This is a genomic window from Desulfitobacterium sp., from assembly GCF_034927245.1.
Classification (GTDB): Bacteria; Bacillota; Desulfitobacteriia; order Desulfitobacteriales; family Desulfitobacteriaceae; genus Desulfitobacterium_A.
Genome location: NZ_JAYFQK010000038.1, coordinates 17,301 through 29,307, shown reverse-complemented (window position 1 = coordinate 29,307; position 12,007 = coordinate 17,301). Strand labels below are relative to the sequence as shown.

Genomic DNA, 12,007 nt, shown 5'->3' with positions numbered 1-12,007 from the left:
ATTGCTCCACCAATTTTAGCACTCTTGAAGGAGCCTAAGCAACCAAAATAGAAATTCAGATTTCTAATTTTTAAGTTTTTTCGCTGTCCCTTATATTCTAAGCTTATTTGGATTTAATTTTTTTTAATATTTGGGAGGTATATCAATAACAATGAAGAAATAATAGGACTTAAAGTGAAAACACAACATATTCTGATATTTATTATCATTTTAAGGATAATTAAGGTACTTTTTATCCAAATCAAAATTTGAAGGGTGTGGTATTATGTCCCTTTTTAACAGAGGGGGGAGTCCGGTATCAACTCCTGATGAACAATCCGATTATAATAAACTCTATCAATGTTTGAAAGACTGTGATTTCTCCAAACCCATCAAAACGGATATCTCCTCATCCAGTCCAATATATCCTGTGATAGAAATCTTAAACCAAGTCATCACCGAACGGCAGAATACCCTTTCCGCTTCTTTAGCGGATTTAGATGCAACCATCCAAAGTTTAACGGGTATGACGACCTCCATTCGGCAGATGATTATCAATGTCTCCGAACAGACTGATCACTTAACCGATTTATCCGCACAAGCAGAAGAAATGGGGGCCGCCGCAACTCAGGTGGCCAACTCGGCCACCAACTCCGCATCATTTGTCGAACAATCCGCGTCGGCGGCGGTGTTAGGCGGGGAAAAAATCCAGCAGACCATCAATTTCGTGGAACAATCCTTCGACGAATTCGCCAAAGTAAGTCAACAAGTCCAAGATGTCCTTCACTCTATGCAGGAAATTGAACAAATCGTAGGGGTTATTGCCGGTGTTGCCGATCAGACAAACCTACTCGCCCTTAATGCGGCTATCGAAGCAGCGCGTGCAGGCGAACATGGACGAGGATTTGCTGTTGTTGCCGATGAAGTCCGCAAATTGGCGGAACATACCAAAACGTCTGTAACCGATATACGTGAAGAAATCTCAGGTTTGAGTCAAGACTCCCAAAAAACAGCGCAGAATATTTTTTCTCTTTCTCAAGCCATGCAAAATGGAAAAGGCATATTGCAGGAAGCGGCGGAATCCTTGCAGGGAATAATCCATAACTTTGAGTCCATTTCCCAAGATATTCATAATATTGCCGCAAGCAGCGAGGAACAAAGCGCAGCGGTACAAGAATCTGCAAGCCATTTCTCAACAATAACAACCGAAGCTGAAGATATTAATCATCTCGTAAAAGTGACGGGTCAAGGAATTTATGATATTAGCAAGGACCTGCAGAAAATACGATTAGAGCAGATCGGCAACCTTTCAGAAATAAAAACGTATCAAGCTCTAGAACTCTTCAAAACCGATCACCTGCTCTGGACATGGCGTATTTATAACATGATACTTGGGTTTGAGCATATCAAGTCAACGGAAGTCGGCAATCATCATGAGTGCCGTTTAGGGCATTGGTTGGAAAGTCCGGATAGTGACCAATTTCGCTCTTATTCTGCCTTTTTGCAGCTGGAAGCACCGCATAAACAGGTGCATGAGTTAGCCCGCGAGGTAGCCCTCGCTTATGAACAGGGTAATATCTCTAAGGCGGAACAAATCCTGGAGAAGATGAGTCAAGCTTCTGATCAAGTCGTGAAACTTTTAAACGAGGTGCAAAATCAGTTCAGGAACTAAAATCCCTGAATCCCTGATATAATGACCTTATACTTTATTACAAGGTAAAGGAGAAGCTTATGATTTTTAAATTCCAAGGAAAAACGCCCAACCTTGGGAACCCTGTTTTTCTGGCTGAAGGTGCTCATGTGATTGGTGATGTCCGGATTGGTGATGAATCAAGCGTTTGGTACAATGCGGTCATCAGAGGCGATGTGGCCTCGATCACCATCGGTAAAAAATGCAATATTCAAGACTTAAGTGTGATTCATGTTCACGAAGGACAACCTGTAACGCTTGAAGATGAAGTTACCGTCGGCCATTCTGTTATCCTTCACGGTTGTACGATTAAACGGGCATCCTTGATTGGAATGGGAGCCATCGTCATGAATGGGGCTGTAATTGAAGAGGAAACTATGGTTGCAGCAGGCTCGCTCATCCCTGAGCATAAAACTTTTCCGCCTCGGGTTTTGATTATGGGGTCACCGGCTAAGGTCGTTCGAGAATTAACCCCGGAGGAAATCGCTTCCCTTCACCAGACGGCGCAGCGCTATTGCCAAAATGCGGCTGAACTGATAAGCTCTTCGGCAACCCGAAGCTGAGGAAGACGCAAATCCATCGCCCTTTTCTGTATATACCGTATTGCTTCCGGTTCGCTCATTTGCATTTTCTCCACAAGCAGCCACTTCGCCTTTTCAATGACCTTCCGTTCATTCATTCGCTTCTTTAAATCATCACGTTCACTTTTAAGCTGACTGATCGAATTTCTTACCGCTAAAGCAAAACGAACGCTCTGCAGCAGAGTAAGGCGATTGATGGGTTTAGGAAGAATTAAAGCCCCGGTCTTTTCTACGTTTTCCTGTATGTCGGGAAGCTGATCGGGGCGTGCTATGACAACAAGACCGGCCGAAGTCTTCTCATGGGCATCAAAGATCAAATCTATTCCCAGTTCATCAGGAAGCGGAGTACTGACAATTATTAAATCCGGTAGAATATTAAGGAACTGTCGGCGGGCCTCATTAGCCGAATGAGCGCAGTATACAGGGTAAAACCCTTCTTTAATAAGCATCGCTTCTATGCTCTTTGCGAATTCTGCTTTTCCACAAACTATAAGAACACTCCCTGCGCTCATTAGCGTCCCCCCTTTTGAGCAGGGTACAATAATTAACGCCGCTTAAAAGGATTTCAAATACTTATTGATCTCCCAGGGATGGATGGTTTGATCATACTCTTCCCACTCCGCCATTTTGGCAGAGTAGTACTTATCATAGATATGGTCACCTACGGTCGAGCGAATCAAAGGATCTTTTTTCATCTCCGCCAGAGCAGCTAAGAGATTTGAAGGCAAACGGTCTATTTTAAGGCGTTTTTCTTGCTGCGGGGTAAGATTATAAATATTAACATTTACGGGTTTAGGTAATTTCAGACTATTGTTTAATCCGTCAAGCCCCGCTTCTAAGAGCAAAGCAAGGGTCAAATAAGGATTGCACGTCGGATCAGGGCTTCTCAATTCAAGCCGCATTCCTTCTCCGCAAGAGGTGGGTACACGGAGAAGAGGACTGCGGTTCATCGGTGACCAGGCAATATGAACTGGGGCTTCGAAACCGGAAGTTAAGCGTTTATACGAATTTACCAAAGGGTTCGCAAACGCTGTAATTCCTTTAATATGTTTCAATATTCCGGCTGCAAATTGCTTTGCAGTGTCCGAGATATCCCCTTGATCCCCATTATCTTTATTAAAAAGATTAATCCCGTCACGACTTAAAGACATATTGATGTGCATACCGGAACCGCTAACCCCGGGGAGCGGTTTTGGCATAAAAGTAGCATGCAGACCATTTCGCTGCGCCATAATTTTGACAACCAATTTAAAAGTCATAATGTTGTCGGCCGCAGTAAGCGCATCTGTATAACGAAAATCGATTTCATGCTGTCCTGCGGCAGATTCATGGTGCGAGGCTTCGATTTCAAAACCCATTTCTTCAAGCGTTAAACATATCTCACGACGCGCATTTTCCCCCTGATCAATGGGTGCTAAATCGCAATAGCTTGCCGTATCATGCGTATTCGTCGTCGGCCTGCCCTGATCATCCGTATGAAATAAAAAGAATTCACATTCCGGACCCACTTGAAAAACATAGCCAAGCTGCTCTGCCTTTTTCAACGTCCGTTTTAAAATATAGCGGGAATCCCCTTCAAACTGAGAACCATCATGAGTTCTGATATCGCAAATGATTCTGGCCACCTTTCCCTGTTGAGGCCTCCAGGGAATAACAGAAAAAGTCTCTGGATTAGGGAAAAGAAGCATATCCGAAGTCTCTACCCCGGTGAAGCCTTTAACAGATGAACCGTCAAACATGATTCCTCTTGCAAATGCATTAGAAAGCTGATTATTGGTTATTGCGATGTTCTTCATCCGCCCGAAGATATCTGTAAACTGCAGACGTATAAACCGAACATCATTATCCGCTACGAATTTAAGACAATCCTCTTTTGAAAAACTCATAGAGACTACTCCCCTCATGAAAAGCTTACAATAGTTCTAACCCCATCACTATCTTCAACATACTTAACCTTAATTTCGTCACCGGTTTTCAGGAAAGGAAGTTTTGCTGATTTGGAAATATTCGCTCTGAATACACCCTGTTGTCCTTCCAACAACATATAGTAAAACGTATTGCCCTCAATCACAACATTTTGGATATCGGTAATTTTAGCGGTTAATTCGAATTCCTCTTTAGGTTCTTCAACTTCTTTTACGGGTGTGGCAGCACCGCGATTCAAAAACTTCCCAACCGTTTCATCTACTGTTACACCTGTGATGACTTTCTGATAATCCTGAGCGTCGACCAAGGCATACATTTTGATCAGCCCTGCATTATCTTTAAGGGACATAAAATAAACGGGTTTTCCGCCAAGGTTGATCAGGATCGGGAAAGTTGATACATATTTCTTTTCTTGGACCGCACCCTGGGCACTATCCATTGCCGAGTATTCCTCAGCGGATGATATGCCGTAAAATGTGGTATCTTTTGTCCGAAGATTAACCAAGATAAAACCAATATTCGATTCATCACGAACCACGGATGTTATTCCTGTATAAAGGTAGACATCATCATTAATAGCCAGGTAATTGTATCCTTCTGTTGTTGCCAGAACACCTTTCTGTCCAAAAATTGAATTCCAATAGCCGCTTTGGTATTTACCGTTGTAATTGACTTGCCGGATCACTACATCAGGCTCAAAAACTCGGTCAACCCAGGTCGGAACATCCTCCACTTTTAGTTTCTGATGCTCTCCTGTCGAAGCATTTAACATGATCACGCCTTTAACATCTGTTCCGCCGAAAAGGCCGATTTTATTTTCGTGCACAGGAACAATCCAATAGGGCGTTCCTTGATCATCGACCTCAAAGCTAAAATCACCGAAAATATCTGTTAAATAATGAAACCTTAAGTATCTCTTCGCATTTCTGAAAAGCAATTCACTCTCAGAGTACCTAATATTTTGTTGGGGTTCTTGTAAGGTTACATCCCCATTGATCATATCAACCATGATATAATTCGGAATCCCATTTTTCGTATTATTCAGCCATTTGAAAAATCCGGCGTATTCCAAAGGAGATACCCTAACCGGTTTGCCTTGATAGTTGATTTGCGTATAATCCGGGGCGACACTAAACTGTGAGACCAAATCAATAAGCTCCCCCATTTTACGATCTCCCAGTCTTTGGGCCGTATCCCGATCGACTGTCGGAATTTGATCAGCGGATATTTCCGCAACATCTTCCGCAAAATTTCCCGTCTTTTTTTCAATTAAAGTTGTGTATTGTTTAGCGTGGAAAACAGGCATCGAGTAGATTTCCATTACACCGCCGGCAAACAGGACAATCACGGATGCTGTCAATAAATATGTCCAAATCCGCTTTTTTAACGCGAACTTTCTCTCAACAAAGATTTGTGTCAAAAGAAATAGTCCCGCACCTACGAGAAGAACGATAAATAAGTAAGCCCAGAAATTGATGGATTGCAGGTTGATCGGCACAAGCAAGAAAAAATATGAAATAAAAATGAGTGCCGCCCAGATTAGTGCTGTAATACCTTTTGATGTTTTCATTTGTTTTTTCCCTTCTTACTAAATTTCCGTTAGATTTTTAATCAGTTTAACATACTATGTCTGATTTTTCTATTATAGAAGGGGCTGTCGCAAAACAGCCCCTTTTTCAGTGTTCACATAATTATGGATTATTGTAACAGGCGGCTTGGGCGAAACATCATCCGGGTTTCGTCACCGGATCATACTTTTACCCATAAGATATTTATCGACTTCACGTGCGGCAAGCTTACCTTCTTGGAGAGCCCAAACCACAAGACTCTGTCCTCTTCTCGTATCTCCCGCGGCGAATACCTTCTCGACATTGGTCTCGAAAACTCCAAATTCCGCTTTGATATTGCTTCTTGTATCCCTCTCCAGCTGCAGCTCATAGGCAATCGTATCTTCCGGCCCTAAAAATCCCATAGCCAGAAGCACAAGGTCAGCCGGCCATACCTTTTCACTGCCGGGAACTTCCTCAGGGATCATTCTGCCGGAAGCACTTTTTACCCAATTGACCTCCACCGTATGAACCTCAGTTACCCCCCCGTTCACATTACCCACAATCTTTTTTGCGGAAATCCGATAATTTCTCGGGTCCTTTCCATACAAGCGGATAGCCTCTTCCTGACCGTAGTCGACTTTAAGTTTCTTCGGCCATTCGGGCCAGGGATTTGAAGCCTCGATTCTCTGCGCGGGAGGCTCAGGCATAATCTCAAACTGGTATACACTCTGACAGCCATGCCGTATTGATGTTGCCGCACAGTCCGTTCCCGTATCTCCACCGCCGATAATAATCACATTTTTTTCTTTGGCACTTATATAATTTCCGTCTTCAAGCTTGGAATCGAGGAGGCTTTTCGTGTTCGCCTTCAGAAAATCGACTGCAAAGTGAACTCCGTTGAGTTCTTTCCCTTCAACCTCAAGTCCCCTTGCCTTTGTTGCCCCTGTGCATAGGACTACGGCGTCATACGTGTCCACTAATTGCTGAGCGGGAATATCTTTGCCAATCTCCGTGTTGAGTACGAATTTAATTCCGGATTCCTGCAAAAGCTTAAGCCGTCGTTCCACGATGTCTTTGTCAAGCTTCATGTTGGGAATTCCATACATCAGCAACCCCCCGGCTCTGTCATTTCTTTCGTAGACAGTCACATCATGGCCGACCGCATTTAGATAATAGGAAGCAGACAAACCGGAAGGTCCCGAACCGACAATGGCGATTTTTTTCCCAGTCGGTTTTGCCTTTTTCGGCTTGACCCACCCTTCGGCAAAGGCTTTCTCAATAATCGCATATTCAATATTGTTTATCGTCACTGACTCCATGATATGCCCTTCAGTACAAGCTCCTTCACACGGGGCCGGACATACCCTTGACGTAAATTCCGGAAAAGGGCTGGTTCTGGCCAGCCTTTTGTATGCTTCCTCCCATTGTCCCTTATAGATAAGCTCATTCCATTCCGGAATAAGATTGTGCAAAGGGCAGCCGGAAACCATTCCCTTTAACATTACCCCGCCTTGGCAGAAAGGGACCCCGCAATTCATACAGCGCGCACCCTGCTTTTTTACAATTTCAGGGTTCATGGGCAGTCTTAATTCCTTCCAGTCCTTAATTCGTTCTTCCGGGGTTCTCTTCCTGGGGTTTTCTCTTTTATACTCTAAAAACCCGTTCACTTTTCCCATATTCGTCCCACCTTAATTTCCTAAGTCTTTTCAAGCTTTCTTAAACTTCTCTTCAAAGGCAGCCATCAAAGCTTCATCCCCGCTTAAACCCATCTTGTATGCCTTATCAATATTTTCAAGCATTTGTTTGTAAGCTTTCGGAATAACCTTGGTAAATCTCAGCGAATAGTTTTTCCAATCCGCAAGTATCTTTTTACCCAGCGGGCTGCCGGTATGCGCAACATGGCTCTCGATCATTGCTTTGATTTCATTCGCTTCTTCTTCCGATTCAAATTTTTCGAGCAATACCATAGACGTGTTGCAGTTAATCTTATCAAAATCCAGGATATAGGCTATCCCGCCCGACATTCCCGCCGCAAAGTTTCTTCCTGTTTTACCGAGGATAACCGCTTTTCCGCCGGTCATGTACTCACAGCCATGATCCCCTACACCCTCGACAACAGCCTTTATTCCGCTGTTTCTTACACAGAATCGTTCACCGGCGATGCCGCTAATGTAGGCTTCCCCTGAAGTCGCCCCATAAAAGGCCACATTGCCGATTATGATATTTTTATCAGGTGCAAAATCTGCCGACTTCGGTGGGTAAACCACAATTTTACCCCCGGAAAGACCTTTGCCTAAATAGTCATTGGCATCCCCTTCGAGTTCGAGTGACATTCCCTTGGGCACAAAGGCTCCGAAGCTCTGCCCTGCCGAACCGACAAAGGTGAGCTTAATCGTATCTTCAGGCAGTCCTTCTTCACCGTAGCGCTTCGATATTTCACTGCCGATGACTGTTCCGACAACACGGTCAATATTATTGATCTTCAATTTGGCACGGATCGTCTTCTTGTTCTCAAGTGCGGGCTTGCAAATTCTCAAGAGTTTTTTTACATCCAAGGATTGCTCCAGCATATGGTTCTGAGCCTGGGCATTGTAGCGGCCGACATCGGCACCTGCATAGGGTTGATATAGAATTTGGGACAGATCTAAGTGCTTAGCTTTCCAATGCTTTACATTCTCTTTGCTCTTAAGCTTATCCGTACGGCCCACCATTTCATTGATGGTCCTAAAGCCCAATTTGGCCATTATTTCGCGCATCTCCTGCGCAACAAACCGCATGAAATTCTCAACATACTCCGGTTTGCCTTTAAAATTCTTTCTTAGCTTTTCATCTTGAGTCGCTATTCCTACCGGACAAGTATTAAGGTTACAAACCCTCATCATGACACATCCCAGAGCAATCAGCGGTGTCGTTGCAAAACCGAATTCTTCCGCACCCAGTATTGCGGCAATCACCACATCCCGACCCGTAAGCAGCTTCCCGTCTGTTTCCAAAACGACTCTATCTCTCAAGCGATTGAGGACCAAGGTCTGGTGTGTTTCGGAAAGACCCAACTCCCAAGGAACTCCTGCATTTCTAATGCCTGTTCTGGGGGAAGCCCCAGTTCCTCCGTCATATCCGCTGATCAGGATGACATCCGCCTTTCCTTTCGCTACTCCCGCAGCGATGGTTCCTACCCCAACCTCGGAAACGAGTTTAACATTGATTCGGGCATCCCTGTTGGCATTTTTCAGATCGTGAATCAGTTCGGCTAAGTCTTCGATCGAATAGATATCATGATGCGGCGGGGGTGAAATAAGGTCTACGCCCGGCGTGGAATATCGCACCTTGGCAATTTCCGGATAAACCTTAGGGCCGGGAAGTTGACCTCCTTCACCGGGTTTTGCTCCCTGGGCCATTTTGATTTGTATTTCCTGAGCATTCACCAGGAAGTTGCTCGTTACACCGAAGCGTCCGGAGGCAACCTGCTTAATTGCACTCATTTTCGAATCGCCGTTGGGCAGAGTCTTGAACCTTTCGCTGTCCTCCCCGCCCTCACCGGTGTTGCTCTTGCCCCCGAGTCTGTTCATGGCTATAGCCAGACACTCGTGAGCTTCCTTGCTGATCGAACCATAAGACATTGCACCTGTCTTAAATCTCTTCACGATATCATCCACCGATTCTACTTCTTCAATCGGAATGGTATCCCCCGGATTGTACTTGAAATCAAGAAGATTCCTTAGGGTGTAAATTTTTTCTTCATCGATTTTTTTCGAGAAATCTTTAAATAAGGAATAGTTTTCTTCCCGGCATGCCCTCTGCAGCAAGTAGATGGATTCCGGGTTATAGAGATGAATTTCTCCGTCATCCTTGCACTGGAAGTATCCGCCCACTTCAAGTGTGTCACTGTACAGTAAATTCTCGTCATAAGCACTATCATGGCGCATTTGATTTTCTGCGGCAATTTCTTCAAGCCCTATGCCTTCCAGCCGGGATGAAGTCGCCGTAAAGTATTTGTCAATGAGATCCTTTTTCAGACCGACCGCCTCAAAGATTTGAGCGCCATGATAACTGCGGATAGTCGAAATGCCCATTTTCGTGATGACTTTAAGAATTCCTTTTACCGATGCTTTAATGTAATTCTTTTGACCTTGTTCATAACTCAGCCCCTCAAGCAAGCCCCTCGCCTGTAGATCCTTGATCGTTTCGTAGGCAAGATAAGGATTGATGGCCGTTACCCCGTAGCCGAGGAGAGTACAGAAATGGTGAACTTCTCTTGGTTCTCCGGATTCAAGGACAATCCCAATGCTGGTTCTGATCTCTTTTCGGATCAGGTGGTGATGGAGTCCTGAAGATGCCAAAAGTGCCGGAATGGCCGCTCGCTCTTGATTAACCCCTCTGTCGGAGAGAATGATGATTTTAGCCCCATCATGAATCGCTTTATCCGCTTCCCTAAAAAGCCTTTCTAAAGCTTTTTCCATTGCCTTTGCCCCGGCTGAAGGCTTATAAAGGATAGAAAGCGTTACTGACTTAAACTTGTCATTATTCAGGTGTTTGATCGAATTCAGTTGTTCATTGGTCAAAATGGGATGTTCCAAATATAAACTGGGAGAGCTGCTCTGATCCGGTTCCAGCAAATTACCGGTATCGCCAAGCAGCACACTGCTTGAAGTCACGATCTCTTCTCTGATGCCATCAATCGGCGGATTCGTAACCTGTGCAAAAAGCTGTTTAAAATACAGATACAGCATTTGGGGCTTTTCCGATAATACAGGCAGCGGAGAATCCATGCCCATTGCCCCGACAGGGTCTTTGCCTTCAACTGCCATCGGCTGAAGCGTTTTGGCAATATCCTCAAAGGTATACCCAAACGCTTTCTGCTGTTTTACAAGATCCTCTATAACCTTTTCTTCCTTTACTTCTGCAGACGGGATATCGCTAAGCCTTACAATATGGTGATTATTCCATTCTTCATAGGGCTGCATCAAAGATACGTGTTGCTTGATTTCTTCATCGGCAATAATCCGCTGTGCTTTAGTATCGATCAGCAGCATTCTGCCCGGTTCCAACCGGCCTTTGTATTTTACATTTTCAGGCTTGATATCGATGACTCCGACTTCGGACGCCAAGACCACTTTGTCATCCTTAGTCACATAATAACGGGAAGGCCGCAGTCCGTTACGATCCAATACTCCTCCGATAACAGTACCGTCAGTAAAGGCCATCGCTGCGGGCCCATCCCAAGGTTCCATTAAATAATCGTGGAATCGATAAAATTCTCTCTTTTCCTTTGACATTAAATTATTTTTCTCCCAAGGTTCGGGAATCATCATCATCACAGCGTGAGGCAGCGATCTTCCTGTAAGGTAAAGAAACTCAAGGCTGTTGTCAAACATCGCCGAGTCACTGCCCGATTCGTCTACGATAGGATAAACTTTGGAAATATCTTCGAACAGCGGAGAATTTATGGTCTTCTGTCTTGCCTTCATCCAATTGACATTGCCGCGAATCGTATTGATTTCGCCGTTATGAACAATATAACGGTTAGGATGTGCTCTCTCCCAGCTGGGGAAGGTATTTGTGCTAAACCTGGAATGAACCATAGCCAATGCTGAGGCAAAATCAAGGTCTGACAGATCAAGATAAAAATTTCTCAGTTGTTCAGCGGTAAGCATCCCTTTATAAACGATTGTTTTAGAAGAAAGGCTGGCCACATAGAACGTCCCGCCCTTATTCTCACACATGGGGACGATCGCCTTCTCCGCCCGTTTTCTGATGATATACAGTTTTCTTTCAAACTCCATTTCATCCTTGATCGCTTGATTCTTTTCGATAAAAACCTGCAGAAACCTAGGCATAACCGCCTTAGCCGTTTCGCCGATTGTGCTTTTATCGATGGGGACTTCTCTCCAGCCGAGGATCTTCTGACCTTCGTCTTGAACAATGTTCGCGAAGGTTTCCATCTGGACTTTTCTAAATTCATCATATTTATGAGCAAAGACCATCCCTACGCCATAGGAGCCTTCTTTGGGTAACTCAAAACCCAAAACTTCGCATTCCCTTTGGAAGAAATGATGAGGAATCTGAACGAGGATTCCGGCACCGTCACCTGTATTTTCGTCGGCTCCGCTTGCCCCTCTGTGACTCAGGTTTTCCAGTACTGTTAAAGCTTCATCAATAATATCATGAGATTTTTGACCTTTAGTATTTACGACAAATCCCATTCCGCAAGCATCATGTTCTAATGCCGGATCATAAAGTCCTTGTTTCTTTGGCAAACCATAACTTTGCATATTCCTCAC

General features: G+C 44.4%; 7 protein-coding genes. 2 read left to right on the top strand and 5 right to left on the bottom strand.

Annotation, left to right across the window (positions count from 1 at the left end; genetic code table 11):
* Positions 1–265: 265 nt before the first annotated feature.
* On the top strand, positions 266–1,651 hold the full coding sequence (locus VB077_RS09210) for a methyl-accepting chemotaxis protein (RefSeq protein ID WP_323414933.1): 1,386 nt from the start codon (positions 266–268) through the stop codon (positions 1,649–1,651).
* Positions 1,652–1,710: 59 nt separating this feature from the next.
* Positions 1,711–2,232 carry a gamma carbonic anhydrase family protein gene (locus VB077_RS09205; protein ID WP_323414932.1) on the top strand — a complete coding sequence of 174 codons (522 nt, stop codon included), beginning with the start codon at positions 1,711–1,713 and terminating at the stop codon, positions 2,230–2,232.
* On the opposite strand, the gene VB077_RS09200 is transcribed toward VB077_RS09205, so the two are convergent.
* The 5 genes from VB077_RS09200 to gltB form a co-directional block, all read right to left on the bottom strand.
* Positions 2,181–2,762 carry an ANTAR domain-containing response regulator gene (locus tag VB077_RS09200; protein WP_323414931.1) on the bottom strand — a complete coding sequence of 194 codons (582 nt, stop codon included), beginning with the start codon at positions 2,760–2,762 and terminating at the stop codon, positions 2,181–2,183. The genes VB077_RS09205 and VB077_RS09200 overlap by 52 nt on opposite strands.
* Positions 2,763–2,804: 42 nt before the next feature.
* On the bottom strand, positions 2,805–4,136 hold the full coding sequence (glnA, locus tag VB077_RS09195) for a type I glutamate--ammonia ligase (RefSeq protein ID WP_323414930.1): 1,332 nt from the start codon (positions 4,134–4,136) through the stop codon (positions 2,805–2,807).
* 14 nt (positions 4,137–4,150) lie between these two features.
* Entirely contained in the window at positions 4,151–5,746 is a 1,596-nt protein-coding gene (locus VB077_RS09190) for a hypothetical protein (protein WP_323414929.1), read from the bottom strand.
* Positions 5,747–5,917: 171 nt separating this feature from the next.
* Positions 5,918–7,402: a glutamate synthase subunit beta gene (locus VB077_RS09185; protein ID WP_323414928.1), complete on the bottom strand. Its 1,485-nt coding sequence runs from the start codon at positions 7,400–7,402 to the stop codon at positions 5,918–5,920.
* Positions 7,403–7,432: 30 nt separating this feature from the next.
* A complete protein-coding gene (gltB, locus tag VB077_RS09180) occupies positions 7,433–11,998 on the bottom strand; it encodes a glutamate synthase large subunit (RefSeq protein ID WP_323414927.1) in 4,566 nt (1,521 codons plus the stop codon).
* Positions 11,999–12,007 lie beyond the last annotated feature (9 nt).